Source organism: Nocardioides alpinus (assembly GCF_900112035.1).
Lineage (GTDB): Bacteria > Actinomycetota > Actinomycetes > Propionibacteriales > Nocardioidaceae > Nocardioides > Nocardioides alpinus.
The window spans coordinates 650,965-671,673 of the sequence record NZ_FOKC01000001.1; the positions used below are offsets into that span (position 1 = coordinate 650,965).

Annotated in this window: 21 protein-coding genes; 7 read left to right on the top strand and 14 right to left on the bottom strand. The window is 70.5% G+C overall.

Translation table 11 applies throughout. The features are described from left to right. Window positions 1-6 precede the first annotated feature (6 nt). Together BM127_RS03135 and BM127_RS03140 are read right to left on the bottom strand one after the other, a co-directional pair. Window positions 7-378: a thiol-disulfide oxidoreductase DCC family protein gene (locus BM127_RS03135; RefSeq protein WP_139227598.1), complete on the bottom strand. Its 372-nt coding sequence runs from the start codon at window positions 376-378 to the stop codon at window positions 7-9. Window positions 379-400: 22 nt separating this feature from the next. Further along, window positions 401-877 (bottom strand): GNAT family N-acetyltransferase, encoded by a 477-nt coding sequence (locus tag BM127_RS03140; RefSeq protein ID WP_091194096.1) that lies wholly within the window; start codon window positions 875-877, stop codon window positions 401-403. 103 nt (window positions 878-980) lie between these two features. On the opposite strand from BM127_RS03140, the gene serC reads away from it, so the two are divergent. Next, complete coding sequence (gene serC, locus BM127_RS03145; RefSeq protein WP_091194099.1) at window positions 981-2,102, top strand: phosphoserine transaminase; 1,122 nt, start codon at window positions 981-983, stop codon at window positions 2,100-2,102. A 5-nt stretch (window positions 2,103-2,107) separates the two neighbouring features. Here serC and BM127_RS03150 read toward each other — a convergent pair whose 3' ends face one another. From BM127_RS03150 to BM127_RS03160, 3 genes are all read right to left on the bottom strand, one after another. Further along, window positions 2,108-3,103, bottom strand: a complete 996-nt coding sequence (locus BM127_RS03150; protein WP_091194102.1) for a DNA topoisomerase IB — start codon at window positions 3,101-3,103, stop codon at window positions 2,108-2,110. Window positions 3,104-3,218: 115 nt separating this feature from the next. After that, entirely contained in the window at window positions 3,219-4,166 is a 948-nt protein-coding gene (locus BM127_RS03155) for a collagen-like triple helix repeat-containing protein (RefSeq protein WP_139227600.1), read from the bottom strand. A 210-nt stretch (window positions 4,167-4,376) separates the two neighbouring features. Next, a complete protein-coding gene (locus tag BM127_RS03160; protein WP_091194107.1) occupies window positions 4,377-5,717 on the bottom strand; it encodes a protealysin inhibitor emfourin in 1,341 nt (446 codons plus the stop codon). Window positions 5,718-5,794: 77 nt separating this feature from the next. Between BM127_RS03160 and BM127_RS03165 the strand changes: the two genes are divergently transcribed. Continuing rightward, on the top strand, window positions 5,795-6,661 hold the full coding sequence (locus tag BM127_RS03165; RefSeq protein ID WP_091194108.1) for an FkbM family methyltransferase: 867 nt from the start codon (window positions 5,795-5,797) through the stop codon (window positions 6,659-6,661). A 13-nt stretch (window positions 6,662-6,674) separates the two neighbouring features. On the opposite strand, the gene BM127_RS03170 is transcribed toward BM127_RS03165, so the two are convergent. Then, complete coding sequence (locus BM127_RS03170) at window positions 6,675-7,016, bottom strand: hypothetical protein (protein ID WP_091194111.1); 342 nt, start codon at window positions 7,014-7,016, stop codon at window positions 6,675-6,677. Window positions 7,017-7,078: 62 nt separating this feature from the next. After that, on the bottom strand, window positions 7,079-7,423 hold the full coding sequence (locus BM127_RS03175; RefSeq protein WP_139227602.1) for a hypothetical protein: 345 nt from the start codon (window positions 7,421-7,423) through the stop codon (window positions 7,079-7,081). A gap of 258 nt (window positions 7,424-7,681) precedes the next feature. Between BM127_RS03175 and typA the strand changes: the two genes are divergently transcribed. Then, window positions 7,682-9,574 carry a translational GTPase TypA gene (typA, locus tag BM127_RS03180; RefSeq protein ID WP_091194115.1) on the top strand — a complete coding sequence of 631 codons (1,893 nt, stop codon included), beginning with the start codon at window positions 7,682-7,684 and terminating at the stop codon, window positions 9,572-9,574. A 6-nt stretch (window positions 9,575-9,580) separates the two neighbouring features. Beyond that, complete coding sequence (locus BM127_RS03185; RefSeq protein ID WP_091194118.1) at window positions 9,581-10,249, top strand: hypothetical protein; 669 nt, start codon at window positions 9,581-9,583, stop codon at window positions 10,247-10,249. Between the two features lie 4 nt (window positions 10,250-10,253). On the opposite strand, the gene BM127_RS03190 is transcribed toward BM127_RS03185, so the two are convergent. Together BM127_RS03190 and BM127_RS03195 are read right to left on the bottom strand one after the other, a co-directional pair. Next, window positions 10,254-10,892, bottom strand: a complete 639-nt coding sequence (locus BM127_RS03190) for a response regulator (RefSeq protein ID WP_091195412.1) — start codon at window positions 10,890-10,892, stop codon at window positions 10,254-10,256. Next, window positions 10,889-12,589, bottom strand: coding sequence for a sensor histidine kinase (locus tag BM127_RS03195; RefSeq protein WP_139227604.1), 1,701 nt, complete (start codon window positions 12,587-12,589; stop codon window positions 10,889-10,891). Before BM127_RS03195 ends, BM127_RS03190 begins: the two co-directional genes overlap by 4 nt. 153 nt (window positions 12,590-12,742) lie before the next feature. On the opposite strand from BM127_RS03195, the gene BM127_RS03200 reads away from it, so the two are divergent. Next, window positions 12,743-13,240 carry a hypothetical protein gene (locus BM127_RS03200; RefSeq protein ID WP_091194123.1) on the top strand — a complete coding sequence of 166 codons (498 nt, stop codon included), beginning with the start codon at window positions 12,743-12,745 and terminating at the stop codon, window positions 13,238-13,240. Window positions 13,241-13,249: 9 nt separating this feature from the next. Here the strand turns inward: BM127_RS03200 and BM127_RS03205 are convergent, their stop codons facing one another. Further along, window positions 13,250-14,596 (bottom strand): MFS transporter, encoded by a 1,347-nt coding sequence (locus BM127_RS03205; protein WP_157829659.1) that lies wholly within the window; start codon window positions 14,594-14,596, stop codon window positions 13,250-13,252. Between the two features lie 267 nt (window positions 14,597-14,863). Between BM127_RS03205 and BM127_RS03210 the strand changes: the two genes are divergently transcribed. Further along, a complete protein-coding gene (locus BM127_RS03210) occupies window positions 14,864-15,625 on the top strand; it encodes a hypothetical protein (protein WP_091194128.1) in 762 nt (253 codons plus the stop codon). Window positions 15,626-15,854: 229 nt separating this feature from the next. Then, on the top strand, window positions 15,855-16,340 hold the full coding sequence (locus tag BM127_RS03215) for a DUF1707 SHOCT-like domain-containing protein (RefSeq protein ID WP_091194130.1): 486 nt from the start codon (window positions 15,855-15,857) through the stop codon (window positions 16,338-16,340). 5 nt (window positions 16,341-16,345) lie between these two features. On the opposite strand, the gene BM127_RS03220 is transcribed toward BM127_RS03215, so the two are convergent. From BM127_RS03220 to BM127_RS03235, 4 genes are read right to left on the bottom strand one after another with little or no spacing between them, the layout of a single operon-like run. Next, the gene (locus BM127_RS03220) at window positions 16,346-17,668 is read right to left on the bottom strand and encodes a hypothetical protein (protein ID WP_139227608.1); all 1,323 of its coding nucleotides are present in this window, start codon (window positions 17,666-17,668) and stop codon (window positions 16,346-16,348) included. Further along, a complete protein-coding gene (locus BM127_RS22975) occupies window positions 17,658-18,593 on the bottom strand; it encodes a WxcM-like domain-containing protein (protein ID WP_091194136.1) in 936 nt (311 codons plus the stop codon). The genes BM127_RS03220 and BM127_RS22975 overlap by 11 nt, the downstream gene beginning before the upstream one ends. Continuing rightward, window positions 18,590-19,591: a glycosyltransferase family 2 protein gene (locus BM127_RS03230; RefSeq protein WP_198554479.1), complete on the bottom strand. Its 1,002-nt coding sequence runs from the start codon at window positions 19,589-19,591 to the stop codon at window positions 18,590-18,592. Before BM127_RS03230 ends, BM127_RS22975 begins: the two co-directional genes overlap by 4 nt. Next, window positions 19,572-20,669 carry a DegT/DnrJ/EryC1/StrS family aminotransferase gene (locus tag BM127_RS03235; protein ID WP_091194143.1) on the bottom strand — a complete coding sequence of 366 codons (1,098 nt, stop codon included), beginning with the start codon at window positions 20,667-20,669 and terminating at the stop codon, window positions 19,572-19,574. Before BM127_RS03235 ends, BM127_RS03230 begins: the two co-directional genes overlap by 20 nt. Window positions 20,670-20,709: the final 40 nt, after the last annotated feature.

Genomic DNA, 20,709 nt, shown 5'->3' on the forward strand with positions numbered 1-20,709 from the left:
TGTAGTTCAGGGACGGGCGTCGAGGGAGCAGGCAGGCGTCCCGCCCGGGAGCCGCGAGCGGTTGGCGGCGATCCAGTGGTAGGTCCGGCGGGCGACCCGGTCGATGCCCGGTGCCGTCATGACCCGACCCACGACCCGCCACGGCAGCGGGCCGGTGCGGAGGATCGACGCGAAAGCGCGGTGCCCGTAGTCGACGCGACCGTCGGGGTGGACGTACGGCATCTCCACGGTCGCGCGGTCCGCGTCGACGCCGAGCGCCGCGAGGTCGGCGGCCTGGATGGTGGAGCTGTCGATGTCGACCCCCAGCTTCGGCACGAGCGCGGCGGTGCGCATGCAGAAGCCGCAGTCGGCGTCGTTGAGCATCAGTCCTCGGTCCACACCCCAAGGCTACGCCGGGGGGTCAGATCCGCCTGCCGAAGCACCGGCTGAGCTCGGAGCCGCAGTAGTAGCCGAAGCCGGGGATCGGCTCGTAGCCCGACGAGGTGTAGAGCGCGATCGCCTCGGGCTGCTTCATCCCGGTCTCCAGCACGATCACCTCGATCCCCTCGGCGGCGGCGGTGACCTCGAGGTGGCCGAGCATCCGGCGGGCGACCCCGCGGCGCTGGGCGGCCGGCACGACGTACATCCGCTTCACCTCCGCGGTGACCTCGGCGCCGAGCGCCTTCACCGAGCTCCGCCGCCACGCCCCGGTCGCGACGGGCGAACCGTCGAGGTAGGCGACGAAGAACTGCCCCAGCGGGTCCTCGAAGTCTGCCGGGTCGATCGGCGACTCGTCCTGCCCGCCGTAGCGCACGACGTACTCCGCCTGGACGGCCTCGATCAGGGCCTGCGCGTCGGGGTGCGTGATCGGGACCCGCTCGAAGCGCAGGTCGGACATGTGCGGATCCCCCATCGTGAGACGTGCCTGTGGCGGATGACAGGATAGGACCCGCTGACAGCGTCGTCAGGACCGCCGTTCCCGTTCCACGTGAGGTTCCACCATGACTGACGCCCTCAAGATCCCCGCCGAGCTCCTCCCCGCCGACGGCCGCTTCGGCGCCGGCCCCTCGAAGATCCAGACCAGCCACCTCGACGCGCTCGCCGCGACCGGCGACCGGCTGATGGGCACCTCCCACCGCCAGGCCCCGGTGAAGAAGACCGTCGGCCGCGTCCGTGAGGGAATCGCCGCGCTCTTCGACCTGCCCGAGGGCTACGAGGTCGTCCTCGGCAACGGCGGCGCCACCGCCTTCTGGGACATCGCCTGCTTCGGCCTGATCCGCGAGAAGAGCCAGCACCTCACGTTCGGCGAGTTCTCCTCCAAGTTCGCCACGTCGGCCAAGAAGGCGCCGTGGCTGGCCGACCCGTCTGTGATCTCCAGCGACCCCGGCTCGCGACCCGACGCGGTCGCCGAAGAGGGCATCGACGCCTACGCCTGGGCGCACAACGAGACGTCCACCGCGGTCATGGCGCCCGTACGCCGTCCCGCGGGCATCTCCGACGACGCACTCGTCCTCGTCGACGCGACCTCCGGCGCCGGCGGGCTGCCGGTCGACCTGCACCAGGTCGACACCTACTACTTCGCTCCCCAGAAGTGCTTCGCCTCAGACGGCGGCCTGTGGGTGGCGCTCATGTCGCCGCGCGCCCTGGCCCGGGCCGAGGAGATCGCTGCGAGCGGGCGCTACATCCCGCCGTTCTTCGACCTGCCGACCGCGATCGACAACTCGTCGAAGAACCAGACCTACAACACCCCGTCGGTGGCGACGCTCTTCCTGATGGCCGAGCAGCTCGACTGGATGAACGGCCAGGGCGGGTTGTCGGCGATGGTCGATCGGACCACCGCCTCCTCCGACGCGCTCTACGGCTGGGCCGAGCGCACGGCCTACACCACGCCGTACGTCGTCGAGCCGGCCGACCGCTCGCTCGTCATCGGCACGATCGACTTCGACGACTCCATCGACGCTGCGCAGATCGCCGCGACGCTGCGGGCCAACGGGGTCGTCGACACCGAGCCCTACCGCAAGCTGGGCCGCAACCAGCTGCGGGTCGCGATGTACCCCGCGATCGACCCCTCGGACGTCGAGAAGCTGACGGCCGCGATCGACTACGTCGTCGCCCACGGCTGACGACGTCAGCCCGCCAGGAGCTTGAGCACCGCCCGCTCGAGCGCCGCTTGGCGGGCATCGACGGTGTCGTACGACGCCTTCACCGTGATGGTGCGCCCCCGCTCGTAGGCCTCGACGACGCGCGGGTCGACGTACGACGTGCGCGCGAGCGTCGGGGTGTTGCCGAGGAACTGGGAGACCTCCTTCATGGTGCTGGAGATCGCCCGCTTGCGCGACGCCTTCGTCTCCCCCGGCTCCTCGGTCTCTGCGAGCGCGGCGGCCGCGATGACGGTGGCGTGCCACGTGCGGAAGTCCTTGGCGGTCGCCTCGATGCCCGTGCAGGAGCGGATGTAGTCGTTGACGTCGCTCGACACGAGCCGGCGCCAGGTGCGGCCGTCCTTCCAGGCCAGCAGCTCGGGGTCGCCACCGCGCCGGCGACGCATCACGTCGAGCGACTCGATCGCGGACGTGTCGTCGATGTCGATGCAGTGCTCGACGCCGGACTTGCCGACGAAGCAGAACCTCAGGCCGTTGGCGTGCCGCGAGACGTGGTCCTTGCGCAGCGTGGTCAGCCCGAAGGAGCCGTTGGTGTCGGTGTAGACGTCGTTGCCGATGCGGAAGTAGCCGAGGTCGAGGAGGCGTACGGCGACTGCGCAGGCGCGCTCGAGCGACATGCCCTCGGTGCCCATGTCGGTCAGGACCTGTTCGCGCGCCTTCGAGAGCGCCTTGCCGAAGACGAGGATCCGGTCGAACTTCGCTGCGTCCCGGCTGGCGCGCCACTGCGGGTGGTAGAGGTACTGCTTGCGTCCCGCGTCGTCGGTGCCGACGGCCTGGAGGTGGCCGTTGGCGTGCGGGGTGATCCACACGTCCTGCCACGCCGGCGGGATGACGAGGTCCTTGCAGCGCTGCACCTGCTCGGGATCGAGGCGGTTGCCGTGCTCGTCGAGGTAGGTGAAGCCGGAGCCCGCTCGTCGGCGGGTCCATCCCGGCTGGTCGGGGAACGTACGCCGCAGTCGGGGCATGCGGTGAACCTACTGACCGGGGCGGCGCACGGGTGACACCCCGAGGGAGGAGACGCGCAACGGCCCCGCGGTGCCGAAGCACCACGGGGCCGGAGGTGGAGCGGTCAGACGTCGATCAGGAGGTCTTGGCGATCACGCCGAAGGGCTCGAAGTCGTAGGTCGTCGCACCGATCTGGAGCGCGTCGACGGCGCCGGAGAAGGCGTAGTCGCGACCCTTGCTGATCGCCACGGTGAAGAGGGTGGCGTTGGGCAGGGCGGACTTGACCTCGTCGAGCGTGCAGTAGGTGACCTGGTTGCAGCCGGTGGCGGTGCCGGCGGCGCCGGTGAGGTACCAGCTCTTCTGGTCGGCGGTGACCTTGGTCCACACGTTGGTGGGCAGGTCGCGCACGACGTAGTTGAGCGTGCTGTAGGTCTGCGCGCCGTTGGCCGGGTTGATCTCCATGGCGACGCTGGCGGCGTTGTCGACGTACTTCGCCTTGTTCTCCCCGGTGGTGTACTCCCAGAAGCTCACCGACGAGACGCTCGCCAGGGTGGTGCCCTGGAAGTCGACCTCGTTGCCGAAGGCGGTCTTGTCGTTGGCCGAGGCGGTGCGGATGCCCAGGCTGCCGACGCCCATCGGGGGCTTGACCATGGTGTTGCTCCAGTTGGACGTCGGGCCCGAACGGAGGGCGGCGTCGGCCGCACCGATGACGTTGCGGTCGATGACGCTCCAGTTGGGTCCGGCGTAGGCCGCGGTGCCGTCGGCGCCCTTGGGACCCTGCGGGCCCTGGTCGCCCTTCGGGCCCTGCGGGCCCTGTGCACCGTTGGTCCCCGAAGCACCGGTGTCACCGATCTTTCCGGTCAGGCCGGGGCTGAGGTCGTTGAGCTTGATGGAGCCGTTCTCGAGCTTGTTGCTGGTGACCGCACCCGGGGCCAGGTCCTGCGCCTCGATCGAGCGGTTCTTGATGTCATCCCCGGTGATCAGGGAGCCGGCGACGGCTCCCGAGCCGGCGCCGACAGCGAGGACCGCCGCGGCAGAAAGGACGACGGCACCGCGCGAGCGCGCGGAAGTGAAGATGGGCATGCTGAGAGTTCCCCTGTTCGATGACGAGGTGGGCGGGCGCCCACGTCGTGCGTCAATCCGCCCGACCCCGGCCCCCGAAAGGCCACCCACAGGACGGTTCGACGGCGGAAACGTAACCGCTGTTTGCAGGCCGTCAAGGTGTCCTTGACAAGACCTGAAGGAAACTCGCCAAGTCTTGAGGATTCGAACACCCATGCGGGTGCCGGCTGCTCACCCGTCAGGCCGCAGCAGTCGGTGCGCGAGCTCGGCCTGTCCGGCGGTGAGCAGGTGCTCGGGGACGCGGACAGGAGCCCGGTCACCGACGGTGAACGTGTAGAGGAACATGTCCGGTCGCGGTGTCGGATCGCTGGAACCGTCCAGGGCAGCCAGCCCCGCTTGCTCCACCAGCGCCCGCACGTCGGGTAGTGCGGGATCGTCGAGGTCGACCTCAGCCGTCTCGGTGCGGCCGATGAACCCCCCGCTGCGCTCCACCCGGAGGCGACCTGTCGGCACCTGCTGGGGGGCCGGTGCCGCGCTGCCCGTCGCACGCCCGACGCCGACCTGCGCCCAGGCCTGTCGTACGACGTCCGCGTGCTCGCCTGCCACCGCGACCGTCGCCGCGGCGAAGGTCGCGAAGTCGGCGTCCGCAGTGACGTCGCCGCCCACCAGCGCGTCGTACCAGATCCGGCCTGCACCCTCGATCGCTCGACCGCCCACGGCGACGGCCGCCAGCTGGAACGCCTTGTTGGGGATGCCGGAGTTGAGGTGCACGCCGCCGTTGTCGGCAGTGGTCTCGACGTAGTCGTCCATGTGCCCGACCTGCGGGTCGGCACCGAGCTCGGGATCGTCGTACGCCGTCCCGGGCGCTGCCATGTCGCGCAGCGCCCTGGCCCGGATGCTCGGCGTGAAGATCCCCTCGCCGATCAGCCAGTCGCCGTCGGCGGCGTCCTGGCCGAGCAGGCGCTGCTTGAGGCAGGACGCAAAGACATCGGCGACGGACTCGTTGAGGGCGCCGGACTGATCTCGGTAGACCAGGCCGGCGGTGTGCTCGACGACCGCGTGGGAGAACTCGTGGGCCAGCACGTCGACCGGCTTGGTGAAACGCTCGAAGATCCGGCCGTCGCCGTCGCCGAAGACCAGCTGGGTGCCGTCCCAGAAGGCGTTGTTGTAGTCGGAGCCGTAGTGGACCGTGAGGCTCACCGGCGCCCCGGCGTCGTCGTGGGAGTCGCGCTCGAGGACCTCGGCGAACATCGCCAGGGTCGCCTCGATGCCGACGGCGGCCTCGTCGACGGCGACGTCACCCGTCTCGGGCTCACCGGTCGAGCGCGCCGGAGTGCCGGGCAGCGACGTCGTCGACCCGGCGTCGTGCACCGTCCACGCCGCAGCAGCGGCCAACCCCTCGGCGGTCGCGTCCGAGGTCGAGGTGCGAGCGGAGCGAGCCTCGAGACCACGCCGCGCGCGCTCCGCTCGCAGCGCCTCGTCGAGCGCGGCCCGCTCAGGCCCGTCGACGCGCTCGGCGAGCCACGGCGGGATGAAGGTGCAACGGCCTGTGTGCGTGTCCCAAGAGGTCATGGGACAGGTCTACCCCGACGGTCGGACAGCCGGAAGACCGAGCCAGCAGCGCTGCGCCAGCAACTAGCATGCCTCGCGTGGCCCTCAACGCGCGCAAGCGACTCTTCATCCGCCGCATGGCCGGCTACGGGATCAACCCGGTGCAACGGCGCTGGCGGGTGATGCGGTCTCGCGAGCAGTCGCACCTCATCGGTGGCCACCCCGTGACGCTTCCCCCCGCCCACGACCTGCCGTTCTACCAGGACCGCGACCCGACCTACGACACCTACGCCGGCGAGGTGCTGGCCGAGCTGGCTGCACACGTCGACCGGATGCTGGTCATCGACGTCGGCGCCAACGTCGGCGACACCGCCGTCGAGGCGCTGGCCGCCGCGCCGAACATCGAGGTCGTCGCCGTCGAGGGAGACCCGCTCTTCGTGTCCTACGCACGCCGCAACGTCGAGCAGTTCGGCGCCCGGGCACGGGTGCTCGAAGGTTTCGTCGGACCGGTCGGCTCGCGGGTCCACTTCAGCACCAACGGCTCGACGGGTGGCTTCCAGGCCAGCGAGGCGGATGGGGCCGCGGTGACGGACTGGATGACACCTGCGTCCTTGCTCGCCGAGACGGACTCCTACGGCGAGGTCGTGTGGAAGAGCGACATCGACGGCTTCGACATCCACGTGCTCGTCCACCACTGGGCGGACATCGATGCTGCCTGCCAGACGCTGTGGTTCGAGTTCGACCCGGCCAGCACGCTCGGCGACCGCGACGACATCGTCACGCTGATCGAGCTGCTCGCCGACTCCGGTCGCCAGCTGCGGATCTTCGACAACCTCGGTCGCGAGATGGTCAGGCTTGCTCCCGGCGACCCGATCCGCCACGGGCTCACGACCCTCACCAACTGGTTGACCGAGCAGCGGCGCGGACACCTGACCGTGCCCTACGTCGACGTGTGGGCACGGTGACCGCTCCGGTGGATCAGCAGGGCTGGTAGTCGAACGTCATGTCGCCGACGAACACGGCCTGGTTGCGGTCGACGTCACTCCACGACGTCTCGGCGTTCCAGTAGGTCAGGGTGAAGGTCGAGACCGGGCCGGCGAACTTCACGGTGACGTTGCCAGCCCCGCTGGTGCTGTCGTTGTAGGCCGCGCCCCCCACCCAGGGAGACGCGACAGAACCGGCCCCGGACACCCCGGCGCCCCGCGACACCTCGGTCCACGAGCCGTCGAGCTCGACCCGGTCGAGGAAGTCGCCGGGCGTCCGGTCGATGTCGGTGAAGGTGACCACGAGGTTGGTGACCGGCTTGGTGAAGGTGAACACGTAGGCCCCCCGTGCATCTCGTCCCGGAGCGGTCCTGTCGCGTCGACGCGTGACGGACTGGATCAGTCCGAGTCCGGGCCTACCGGTGTTGCCCACGGAGGGGTAGACGTCGTACAGGTCCGGGCCGCCCGCAGTCTCGCTCCCGGCCGGTCCGCCGAGATGGTCAGGCTGATGGCGCCGGCGACGGCGCCTCCGGGGGGTGTGTAGGTCCGGGTGTGGTCGAGTCCCCCGTTGGTGATCGCGCCGGCTGCCGTCGAGAAGCCGACCCCCTTCAACACCGCGCACGAGGCCGCGAACGCCGGAGCCGTCGACGCCACCGCGATCACCGGCACGCTCCATGCGGCGGCTCGCGTCACCGAGCGGCGAGAAGGCCGTACGGCGGTCAGCGTGTCGAGGTCCTGCGTCATGGTCACTCCCGGCCATCAGGCGAACCGGAGTAGTTCACCTTTGTATTACCCAACGGTAGAGAAACCCGGTCCACGCGAAGGTAACTGTGGGTTACGCGTTGGTTCGATCTGTGACACGTTGCGAACACCCCCGAATGCGTGGGGTCCACGCTCGCGAAGTCTTGAAAACGCAGCCCGCGCCCTAGACTTGGGGCGCTGCGGCCGTGCTGGCCGCGCCCAGGCCGTTCGGCCGCTCGTCCCCGCCCGGAAGGCTCCTGCATGTCCACCCAGTCCCGCACCGACCTGCGCAACGTCGCGATCGTCGCGCACGTCGACCACGGCAAGACCACGCTGGTCGACCAGATGCTCCGCCAGGCCGGTGCGTTCACCGCCCACCAGGCCGAGAGCGTCGCCGACCGCGTCATGGACTCCGGTGACCTCGAGCGCGAGAAGGGCATCACGATCCTCGCGAAGAACACCGCGGTCCACTACGCCGGACCCGCCGGTGGCGGTCAGCCGATGGTCATCAACATCATCGACACCCCCGGCCACGCCGACTTCGGCGGCGAGGTCGAGCGCGGCCTGTCCATGGTCGACGGCATCGTGCTGCTGGTCGACGCGTCCGAGGGCCCGCTCCCCCAGACCCGCTTCGTGCTGCGCAAGGCGCTCAACGCCGACATGCCGGTGATCCTCGTGGTCAACAAGACCGACCGCAGCGACGCCCGCATCGCCGAGGTCGTCGAGGAGACGTACGAGCTCTTCATGGACCTGCTCGACGAGAGCCACAGCCAGGACGCGCTCGACTTCCCGGTCGTCTACGCCTCGGGCCGCGCCGGCATCGCCAGCCTCACCGCTCCCGAGGACGGCACCATGCCCGAGGGCTCGGACCTCGAGCCGCTCTTCAAGACGATCCTCGAGACCATCCCGGCCCCCGTCTACACCGAGGGCGCGCCGCTGCAGGCCCACGTCACCAACCTCGACGCCTCGCCGTTCCTCGGCCGGCTCGCGCTCGTACGCGTCCACGAGGGCACCCTCAAGAAGGGCTCGACCGTCGCCTGGATGCGCCGCGACGGCTCGGTCAAGAACGTCAAGATCACCGAGCTCCTCGTCACCGAGGGCCTCGAGCGCCAGCCCGGGCAGAGCGCCGGCCCCGGTGACATCGTCGCCGTGGCAGGCATCCCGGAGATCACCATCGGCGAGACCCTCGCCGACGCCGAGAACCCGGTCGCGCTGCCGCTCATCCACGTCGACGAGCCCGCGATCTCGATGACGATCGGCACCAACACCTCGCCGCTCGTCGGCCGCACCAAGGGCGGCAAGGTCACCGCTCGCCTGGTCAAGGACCGCCTCGACTCCGAACTCGTCGGCAACGTGTCGCTCCGCATCCTCCCGACCGAGCGCCCCGACGCGTGGGAGGTGCAGGGCCGCGGCGAGCTGGCGCTGGCCATCCTCGTCGAGCAGATGCGCCGCGAGGGCTTCGAGCTCACCGTCGGCAAGCCGCAGGTGGTGACCAAGATGGTCGACGGCAAGGTGCACGAGCCGTTCGAGCGCCTCACCATCGACGCGCCGGAGGAGTACCTCGGCACGATCACCGAGCTCCTCGCCTCCCGCAAGGGCCGCATGGAGTCGATGACCAACCACGGCACCGGCTGGGTCCGGATGGAGTTCCTCGTGCCCGCGCGTGGCCTCATCGGCTTCCGCACCGAGTTCCTCACCGACACCCGCGGCACCGGCATCGCGCACGGCATCTCCGAGGGCTACGAGCCCTGGGCCGGCGAGATCCGCTCGCGCACCAACGGCTCGCTCGTGGCGGACCGCAAGGGTGCAGCGACGGCGTACGCCATGACCAACCTGCAGGAGCGCGGGATCATGTTCGTCGAGCCGACGACCGAGGTCTACGAGGGCATGATCATCGGCGAGAACTCGCGCGCCGACGACATGGACGTCAACATCACCAAGGAGAAGCAGCAGACCAACATCCGGTCCGCCACCTCCGACAACTTCGAGAAGCTCATCCCGCCGCGCCACCTGTCGCTCGAGCAGTGCCTGGAGTTCTGCCGCGACGACGAGTGCGTCGAGGTCACCCCCGACGCCGTACGCATCCGCAAGGTCGTGCTCGACGCCAATGCGCGGGCCAAGACCGCGTCGCAGTCGCGCAAGGCCAACAAGTAGTCCTGCTTGTCCGACCACCTCGACCTGCCTGATCCGCCCGGCGACGACCTCGCCGGGCGGCTGGCGTCGTGGCTGGAGGGTCTCGGCCTGGCCGACCAGCTGGCCGCGGCGGGACTCCCGTCGTACGAGCGTGGCGCCGACGGCGTCGTGCAGTGGCGCGACCCGGCGACCGACGAGCCGCTGACCACCGAGCGCCTCGTCGAGCTGGACGGGCTGCTGCGCGCGCAGGGCGACGACCCCGCCCACGCCGTGCCGGTGGCGCTCGTCCGGCTGCGCCGCGAGAGCCGGGTGCGGGCGATGCTGCTCGACGGCGGCTGGCTGGACTACGCCGGCGTCGGCCGGCTGCGCGGGGTGTCGGAGAACGCCGCCCGGTTCGCGGTGCACAAGGCGGCGGAACGGCGAGCCGTGCTGCTCGTCCCGCACGAGGGCGCGACGCTCTTGCCGTCGTTCCAGCTCGACGACGACGGACAGGTCCGCGACGAGCTCCTGGGCGTCATCGAGCCGCTGCTGGCCGGCGGTGTCGACCCCTGGCGCGCGTGGGTCTGGCTCACGACTCCGGCCGGCCTGCTGGGCGGTGGCGTCCCGCACGAGGCCGCGCGTGATCCCGAGGAGCTGCCACTCGTCCAGCGCGCAGCGGTCGCACTCGCCGAGCGGGCGCGGGCCTCGCAGGCCTGAACCGTCAGGGCCGTCGGTCCAGGCCTCCCGCGCGGCCGAGCGCGATCGCGTCCTCCCGGGTGGCGACGTCGAGCTTGGCGAGCATCTCGGAGATGCGGTTGCGGATCGTCTTGGGGGCGAGGAACAACCGCGCCGCCACTTGATGGGTCTCCAGCCCCTGCACGAGCAGGGCGAGGATCTCGCGGTCGCGCGCGTCGAGGCGGGCCAGCACGTCAGCGTCCGGGACCGCCGAGGCAGCGACGCGGACCGACGCGCTCGCACCGGAGCTGAGCACCACCGATCCCGTTGCAGTGGCGTGGATGGCACCGAGCAGCTCGTCGGGCGGCGAGTCCTTGATGAGGTAGCTGTCGACGCCGTCCGCGAGGCTGCGCAGGACCGTGGCCGGTTCGCGGCTCATGGTGAGGATGACCAGCTTGACGTCGGGCCACTGCGCACGCAGGCGCAGCCCGAGGCCGACTCCGTCGCCGTCAGGCAGCCGGAGGTCGAGCACACAGAGGTCGGGCACGGCCTCGGCGGGCAGGGTGAGCGCGTCGGCCACGCTGCCGGCCAGACCCACCACCTCCATGTCGGGGTCGGCGCCGATGAGGGCGGAGAGCCCGGCCAGCACCACGGGGTGGTCGTCGACCACGACGACGCGGATCACCCGCTCCACCCGGGCACGACGAGGCTCACCACGAGGCCGCCGGACGGGCCGGGTTCCACGTCGAGCCGCCCGCCGATCTCGCGCGCACGGGTGCCGAGCGAGGTCAGCCCGACGCCCGGGACGACGGGTCCCCCACGCCCGTCGTCCTCGACGCTCGCGCGCAGCGACCGACCGTCCTGGCACACGCGCACGAGCACGCGGGAGGGCCCGGCGTGGCGCAGCGCATTGGTGACGGCCTCCGCGACGAAGCGGTAGACCACGATCGCGACCGCACCGTCGACGTCACCGGTGCCCGCCGCCTCGAGCTCGACCACAGCACCGTCGGCGGTGCCGAACGAGCTCACCAACGTGTGGAGGGCCCCCGACAGGTCGGCCCCGACCAGCGGCTCCGGGGTGAGCGCCGAGACGATGCGGCGCAGGTCCGCCCGGCAGGCGGTCAGGTCACCCGCAAGGGCCGTCAGCTCCTCGGACGGCTCCGTCGCGCGAGCCGCCTCGACCCGCATGCTCATCCCGGCCAGCGCCGGGCCGAGGTCGTCGTGGAGGTCGGCGAGGATCCGGGCACGTTCGGCCTCACGCTCGCGGATCACGTCGTTGCGGGCGTGCTGCGCCTCGACGGCAAGGTCCACCGCGCGCGCCGCGAGCGCCACGGTCGGTGCGAGCTGGCGTACGACGTGCTCCTGGCGCGCCTCGAGCCCCTCGGGATCCCGCGGCCGCACCGCCATGGTGCCGACCCTCTCGTCACCGACCACCAGGGGGAACGCGGTCCACCCGGGGCGGTCGTCGATCTCGTCGAGCACGATCTCCACCCCAGCGACGCCGCTCGCCGCGGCGACGAGCTCGCCGGCCGTGCCCAGCAGCGCCCTGGGATCGCCGGTGGTGCGGAGCCCGCCCGAGAGGAGGGTGAGATCGCTCGGCGTGAGCAACCCGGTGCCGTAGCGACGGGCGAGGAAGCCGCGCCGCACCGAGATCGCTGCCGGGGTGGCCATCATGAGGGTCACCGCGGCCGCGAGGACGCCGACGACCTCGGCCCCGAAGATCCGCTCGCGCTCGGAGAAGGACCACATCAGGCCACCGGCCACCACGCCCGAGGCCAGGACGCCGACCAGCAGGGCCACGTCCACGAGCGGCTCGACCGGCGGTCGCGGTTGGCGGACGTACGCCGAGGCGACGAGCGTCGCGGCGACGGCGAGGAGCCCGAGCGTCGCGACCACACCGAACGTCGTACGCGTCCCGAGCTGCCAGGCGACCGCCGCAGACCCGACCGCTGCGACCGACCAGCCGACGATCCAGCCCCGCCACCGCCGCGCCGACCGACCCGTCGCCGGGAGCGCGGCCACGGCGACCGCGAGGAGCGGTGTGAGCCACCACGGTCCGACCGCAGCAGCGGGCGTCGAGCTCGGCAGCGCGGTGAGCAGCATGGCCATCGGTGTGGCTGCAGCAACCACGACGGCCGCCCACGCCACGGCCGAGCGCGGCACGCGGTCGAGCAGCAGCACGCCGGCGACGCCGAGCGGCAGCCAACCCAGCAGCGGGAGGTTGACGTCGACGACGACGCGATCGTGCGGGAGCACGAGGAGCGCGGGCAGGACCCCGGCGGAGAGCACGGCCAGCGCCGCAAGCACCTCGCCGGACACCCCTGTCCGGGCCGTCCGGTCCGGGGGCCACATCCGGGCCGTGGAGGCCGACACTGTCGTCATGACGTCAGTATCCGCGCGGCCACCGCGGCTGCGGAAGGCCTCGGGACGCGCGCGGGACGACGTCGGGACGGCGCGGGACTCCGCGCTCTGGCTGCCGGGTCGCTGGTGGCCGGAGAGTGGGAGCACCACGAATCCCGCACCCAGGAGAGCACCATGAGCACCAGTCACGTAGTCGCACCGTCCACCGCCAGCCAGACGCGTGTGCCGCGCTATGCCGTGCTGGTCGGGATCGCCTACGGCATCTGCGTCATCGGGATGTCGTGCAGCATCCTGGCCGAGATGGCCTTCGGCTACACCGGTCAGGGCGACGCCCCGCGGTCGCTCGGCGAGCAGCTCGCGGGCGTGCTGGGCTTCGGCACGTTCGCCCTCGCTGCCTCGGTGCTCGCGGTCAACCGGCTGACCTCGGAGCGCCAGCGTCAGGTGGGCGCGGTCGTCCTCGGCGTGCTGGCGGTGCCTGCCCTGGCCTTCTTCTGGTGCGGGATGCCGGCGATGTTCGGTGCGGGCGCGGCGGCGCTGGCGGGACTGACACGGGGTCGGACGCCGCTCACCGGAGCGGCGCGTGCGTTCGGCCTGATCGGGTTGGTCTTCGCCGTGGTGAACCCGATCGTGAACTTCCTGGGGGTGACGATCTCCTGGCTGACGACCGCCTGAGCGCTGGAATCAGGAAGTAGGAGGGGTGAGCGTCGGTCGCAGCACGACCAGCCCCAGGAGCGGCAGCACGGCGAGCAGGAGCAGAGCCGTCGGCATGCCGAACGGACCGCTGATCCCGGCGACAACAGCCGAACCGACGCTGCCGCCGATGAGGAAGAGCAGGGTTGAGACGCCCAGCGCGACGCCTCGCACCTCGTGAGGTACGGCGTCACCGACGACGGCGCTGAGGGCCGGCTGGCCGAGGCCGAAGGCAAAGGTCACCAGCACGATCCCGACCACGAGGATCGGGGCGCTGACCCAGTAGGCGCCGGCGGTGGCGACCAGGAGCGCGACGGAGGCAACCAGCCCGGCGACCGCCAGCGCGCGACCTGGGCCGATGCGGATCAGGAGCGGTCCGGTGACCTGGGGGACGAGCAGCGCGACGATCGCGCTCGGGAGCATCGCGACCCCGACCTGCCACGCCTCCCAGCCGTCTGCAAGGAGGACGGCGGGGAGCGCGATGAGCAGGGCGAACCACGACGCCGGCACCGCAGAGGCGGCGATCGCACTGCGGATCACGGTCGCGTTGCGGATGACCTCGACCGGCAGGAATCCGTCCGGGCGACGGCGTACGGTCGCGCGCACTGCCGGCACGCCGAGCACCAGCATCACCGCTCCGATCGCAGCCACGAGCAGACCCGCCGAGGGTGACTGGACGAGCAGCACCATGCCCGCGGCGGTGAGTGCGACGAGGGCAGCTCCGACCACGTCGAGCCGCGCGCCGCTGCCCTCGGTGGAGAGCGCCCGCCACAAGAACGGCACGACGAGGGCGCCGACGATCGGGAGCGCCATGACAGCGCGCCACCCGAAGGACGCCTCGACCAGCCCGCCGATGAGTGGTCCGAGGCAGCTCACCGCTGCCGCGACGCCAGCGAGGCGACCGAAGGCGAGGCCTCGGATCTCGCCGCTGTACCTCGCGGACAGCACGGCAACGCCAAGGGTCGGTACGGCGGCTGCGCCGGCGCCCTGGACGAGGCGGGCGCCGAGGAGGACCTCGAACGTCGGCGCGACCGCGGCGACGAGTGCACCGATCGACATCAGGACCAGCCCGGCGAGCAGCGGGGCGCGGACGCCGACCAGGTCGGAGATCCGGCCGTAGAGCGCCGTGGTCACCGCAAGCATCAGGACGTAGAGGCTGATCGTCCAGGCGGCCAGCCCCGCATCGACGCCGAGGTCGTCGGCAAGGAGGGGAAGAGTGACCGCGGCACTTGAGGAACCCATCCCGGCGAGGCCGAAGAGGAGGCCGAGCAGGGTCGAGACGCGACGGGAGTCGTCAGCGGTCTCGGTGGTCTCGGTCTGTTCGGCGGCGGAGGTCATCGGAAGGCACAACTGAGCGGAACCACGCACCATTCCCTCGAGTGCCAGCAGCCGTGGGCGCACGGTGCCCAAATGTGTACCGGTTGTGTAGCCGAAGGCGCCGACCGCTCGCGCCCGTGACCTACGATCTAGTTAAGAATTGTCGTAGATTTCGTTCAGCTACCCATGAGGTCCTTCTTGTCATCCCCCACGCCTTCCGCTGACGCGTCGCAGTCTCGCGCTCTCCCTCGCCGCTCGGTCATGGCTGCTGGTGCGTGGGCCGTTCCCGTGATTGCTGCCGCCACCGCCGCCCCGGCGTTTGCCGCCTCACCGTGCGCAACCACGTACGGCTACACCCTCAACTGGGGCAACGCGACAGCGGAGTTCAACCGCGCGAGCACCACTGCTGCGTCAGCCAGCGCGACCTCGACCAGCGTCGGTGCGCAGAAGCTGAGCATCGGATTTGCGAGCGCCCTGATCACGTCCGGAAACAACAACAGCGTCAACGGACACGTTCTGGATGTGACACACAACCTGACGGTTCCCGGGCCCGCCGCCGGCGGTGGCGGCGGTGTCGCTCCCAACGTCACCAACCTCGGCAACATCACGCCCGGAGGCGCAGAGCGAGGGCTCTGCCTGCAGCACTCAACGAGCTCCACGGCCAACGTCAGCAGGACGGGCAATCCCGACCGGGGACAACGGCTCACCATCTCGTTCCCCCGTGATGTCACCAACCTCACCTTCTGGATCGTCGACATCGACAGCACCACCAGCGGCTACTGGGACCGGGTGCGATTCACGACGACACCGACCGTTGTGACGAACAGTGCGAGTGTCAACATCAACGGCACCGGAAGCGGGACTACGCCCTTCCGCTACGGCACCACGCAGACGAACAACAACTTCGATGAGAACACCGCGAATGCTCGGGTCAAGGTGAGCTTCGCTGGTCCTCTGACGTCACTGACGATGGAGTACTGGAATGCTGGCGGGACTGGCGTCCAACGAGTGTTCCTGGCGGACTTCGCCTTCGATGCGCTCGGTTGCTGATCGTCGTCGGACCACCTGACCCACATCAACCTGCATCGGGGACTGGCGCGGCTCTCATCACGGCGTGTCACGACATCGTCGGGCGCTGGCCCCACGAGACGGGTGGCGGTGCGGGCATGGCGTGATGGCCTCTGAGGTCAAGCCGCGAGTGTCTGCACAAGCCATGACGAAGAGATGTGAAGAACGCAACTCCGGCCCGCACCCGCCCACCAACACCTAGCCTTGTCGCATGACCTCATCTGCGGGTGCGGCGCCGGGTCCGGGGGCGGGCGATGACGCCCTCGGTCGGTGGCACGCCGCACGGCAGCACGCCGAAGCCCGACGCGACGCGTTGCTCGCGTCCGACGCCGACCGTGAGTCGGTGTGCGGTTTGCTCAACGGCGCCTTCAGCGAGGGACGGCTGACGTCGGGTGAGCTCGACCAGCGCACCTCACGCGCCCTCGCAGCGCGGACGCACGGTGACCTCGAGGACGTCCTCGAGGGCTTGCCCGTTCCGGGCTCCTCGCTGATGTGGGGTCCTCGCGCGGAGCGCGGCATCGTGCCGCGACTCATCTTCTGGGTCGTCGGCTTCTTCACCTCGCCGTTCGTCTTCCTCGGCTCCATGCTGCTGCTCTTCGGTGACAGCTCGGGTGATCGCGTCTTCGGGATCGTGGTCCTGACGGTCTTCCTGCCCGGGCTGATCGCGCTCTACCGCTGGGCCCATCCCCGGGCCTGACCCGGTCAGCCCTTGGTGGTCGTCGGGCTGGCGCAGATCTCGGGCGACACGAAGCCGGCCGGCGCCGGGTGCGACAGGCCGTGCCGGCCGAGCAGGACGACGACGACCACGATCGCGGCGACAGCACCCAGGGAGCGCCAACCCATGCGGTCGAATCGGACCAGGAGCACCCCCACCATGCCCAGCACCACCAGCGGCATCGCAAACCTGGCCTCCGGGGTGGACGTGACCACGCCGGCCAACACGCCGAGAGCCAGCGCCGCCACCACGACGATGAGGGATCGGGACAGTTCGCCCCGCCGGGCCGCCTGCACCCAACCGTAGGCACCGAGGACCACGAGGATCGCCACCATCACGCCGAGCTGCGAGATCGCCGGTTCAGCGGCGTCGTAGTAGGGAGTGGACCACGTCCACATCAGCCAGGCAGTCGTCTTCTGGGCCATCAGGTCGATCGAGGTGGGCAGCGAGGCGAGCAGATGGCTCAGCAGTCCCACGGGGGAGCCGATCTGCCCGTCCTGGGCTGCTGCCATGCCCGGCATGCAGAAGAACTGCTGGGGTGGGTAGGCGGCCGGCATGGTGTCGTAGCGCACGACCCATGCCGAGTAGGCCAGCTGGATCTCGTTGACGGTCAGCACGCCGGTCCACCACTGCTGGAGCGATCCCGGCCGCAGCAGCTCCAGGATCATCTGCGGCAGCAGGAACGCCAGTGAACCGACGGCCAGCAGGAGCGAGTGTCGGCGCACCCAGATCGCCCAGGCGATCAGCACGACCAGGGTCGGGATGAGGTACGCCGGCCTGAGGTTGATCGCGGTCCCGAGGAGAGCACCTGCGGCCGCGACTCGCCATCGGTCGGGCCGGGCGAGGAGCAGCACCGCGCCGAGCGCCGCTGCGAGCGCCCAGATGTCCATCAGGCCGGGCGGCGCGAAACGTCCCAGGACGACGAGGACGAGCACGCAGCACGCCACCGTGCGAGCGCGCGACCTCGCTCCTGCCGCAGCCAGCAGGCTCGGGAGCAGGAACGATCCGAGGGCAGCCAGGAGCGCCGAGTTCTGCAGCAGCACTCCCACGTCGCCGCTCAGACCGACCTTCGTCGCGACTGCCGTGGGCAGGTAGATCAGGGCGGTCAGGGCTCCGCGGAAGCCGTAGTCGTCCGGGGGTGGGGTTCCGTCGACAATGAGCTGAGCGCTGTCCACGTAGACCACGGCGTCGTACACCTGCGCAGATGCGCCGGTGGCCACGAGCGCCAGCCACGTCCCGGCGAAGCAGGCCCAGGCGAAGACCCGATCACTCCCCACACGAGTCCGCGGCAGAGAGAGCTCAGTCTCCACGCACAGCCTCCGCGAGGAACTGCTCGTACTCACGGATGTAGTCGGCCGGGTCGTAGGAGTGCGAGGCGAAGACCGCCAGCACGGCATCGTCGGAGTACTTGTACTGCGTGCCCCACAGCATCGGCGGCATGTGCAGCGCCACGTCAGGCGCGTCGAGCCTGACCTCGCGCCGGTGGGTCCCGTCGTCGACGATGCAGTGCACCGACCCCTGGAGACAGACCAGCACCTGGGCGCACACCCGGTGCGCGTGCTCGCCGCGCACCTCCTTCGACGGCACGCCGAAGACGGAGAAGAAGCGGCGCGGGACGAACGGCAGACCGGACTCGAGCTCGACGGCCGCGAGTGAGCCACGCAGGTCCGCGGCGGTCTGGACCGGGATCAGGCGAGCACCACCCGGGAGGTCGTCCGCAGGGGTGGTGGCCAGCGGCTGGTCGACGACATCGGGATCCGGCGACGGCGCGGAGTCGGCATACCCCACGATCCGCGCGGGATTGCCGACGACGATCGCGTGGGCCGGCACGTCGCGTACGACGACCGCGCCGGCGCCGACCATCGCGCGGCGGCCGATCCGGACGCCGGGGAGGATGACCGCGTTGCCGCCGATCGAGGCACCGGGCCCGACGACCGTCTCGGCGAACGACTCGGGATACTCCTTGGACCGCGGGAACGGGTCGTTGGTGAAGGTCGCGTTGGGACCGACGAACACGTCGTCCTCGAGGCGTACGCCGTCCCAGAGCTGGACACCAGACTTCACCGTGACCCGGTCACCGACGATCACGTCGTTCTCGATGAACACGTGGTCGTTGATGTTGCAGTCCCTGCCGATGCGGGCGCCGGAAAGAACGTGGGCGAAGGCCCACACGCGGGTGCCGTCGCCGACCTGCTCGGACTCGCAGATGCCGGACGGGTGGACGAAGACGCTCACGGGTGTTCCTCCGGGGCAGGGTCGTGGATCCAGTGCGAGCGGGTGAGGGCGGAGGGCCGGCGCTTGGTGTTCTCGTAGGTGCGCCACACATAGGAACCGAGCACCCCCATCCCGGTCAGCAACAGGAAGGTGGAGAGCAGCATGGTGAGCATGAGCGGGGTGTAGCCCGGGGAGTCGATGCGGCCGGTGAGCCACGACACGAGGACGAAGAGCGCCACCACGGTGGTCACCACCGTGCCGACGACGCCGAGCGCGGTGAGCGCGTGGATCGGGATCCGGGTGAAGGCGAAGACCGAGTCGGAGAGGTAGGTGACCTTCTTGCGCAGCGTCCATCCCGACTTGCCCTCGGCGCGCGCCACCCGGTCGTAGGGCACCTCGACGCGGCGGAAGCCGACCCAGTAGAGCAGCGCGACCAACGACGTGTGCGACTCGTCGAGGAGCACCAGTCGCTGCGCGACGTCGCGGGTGCATGCGAACACGTCGACCCCTCCCGGCGGGATGTCGGGATTGATCGCGCGACGGTAGAGCCCCCAGAAGACCTTGGACATCAGCGCGGACGCACCGGGGTCGACCCGGCTCGCGCGACGTCCCACCGCCACGTCGAACTCTCCCGACCGGAGCTCGCGGAAGAAGCCGAGCATGACTTCGGGCGGCTCCTGGAGGTCAGCGGCCATCACCCCGACGAAGTCGCCGCGGGCGGCGGCAAGACCGGTCCTGATCGCCGCGAAGGAGCCGAAGTTGCGACTGTGCTCGAGCACCTGGACGGCCAGACCCTGCAGGGGAACGACCTCGGCGAGCACGGCAGCCGAGTCGTCGGGCGACCCGTCGACGACGAAGACGGCCTCGAGCGCACCGTCGAGCTGTTCGGCGACCGCGGCGAGACGCGAGAGGACCGCAGGAAGTGTCGCGCGGTTGCCGTAGACCGGAACGACGACCGAGTAGCGAGGCGGCATCCCTGTCTCGGGCAGCAGGATCGGGTCAGGAGTGGAAGGAGGCAAGTGCCGCACCCACTCTCGAGATCTCGTCCTGCCGCAGCTCCGGGAAGACCGGGAGGGACAGCACACGCTGTGCCAGCCGCTCGGTGACCGGCAGACTCAGCTCCTCGAACCTTGAGCCGTAGGCCGGCTGGCGGTGGTCGGGGATGGGGTAGTGCACGTCCGTGCGGACGTAGGCAGCCTCCATGTGCGCCCGGAGCGCCTCCCGGTCGTCCGCCTCCACGACCGCCAGGTGCCCGGTGTGGCTCGCATCCGAGGCGGGCAGCACGCGTACGCCGTCGGGTGCCGCCTCGACGTAGGTGCTGATCACCGCGCGTCGCGCGGCATTCCAGTCATCGAGGTGCGGCAACCGATGGCTCAGCACGGCTGCCTGGAGCTCGTCAAGGCGTGAGTTGCGCCCACCCTCGCCCGCGATGCGGTACTTGCTCTCCCAGCCGTACTGGTGGAGCCGTCGGACCGCAGCGGCGACGTCGTCGGACGAGGTCGCGATGGCCCCGCCGTCGCCCAACGCACCGAGGTTCTTGGTGGGATAGAAGGAGAACGTGGCTGCGTCCGCCAGCGACCCGACCCGGCCGTCCCCGGTCAGGCCACCCAGGGACTGCGCGCAGTCCTCGAGCACCATCGCGCCCACCGAGCGGGCTGCCTCGACGGTCGCGGCGACGTCCGCTGCCCGGCCGTAGAGGTGGGTCACGATCACCACGCCGACGGCGTCGGTGATGCGAGCAGCAACGTCCGCGGCGTCGAGGCAGTGGGTGGCGGCGTCGACGTCGGCGTAGGTCACGTCGAAGCCGGCGCGCCGGGCCGCGACCGTGCCGTAACCGCCGGCATTCGCTGCGCACAGGACAGTCGTGCGCCCCTCAGGCATGAGTGCTTTGAGTGCGATCTCCAGCGCGTCGGTCCCGTTGCCCACGGGGACGACGTGCGACACGTCGAGGTAGGACGCCAGCTCCTCGGCGAAGGCCGCCGTCTGCGGCCCGAGAAGGAACCATCCTGAGTCGAGGACTTTCGTCATGCCGGACATCAGGGCATCGCGGTGCGTCACCACAGCACGAGACAGGTCGTTCATGGGCACCCAGTCCACGCTCGACCACCTTCCCCGTTGCGTTGGATCGTTCGGCCGC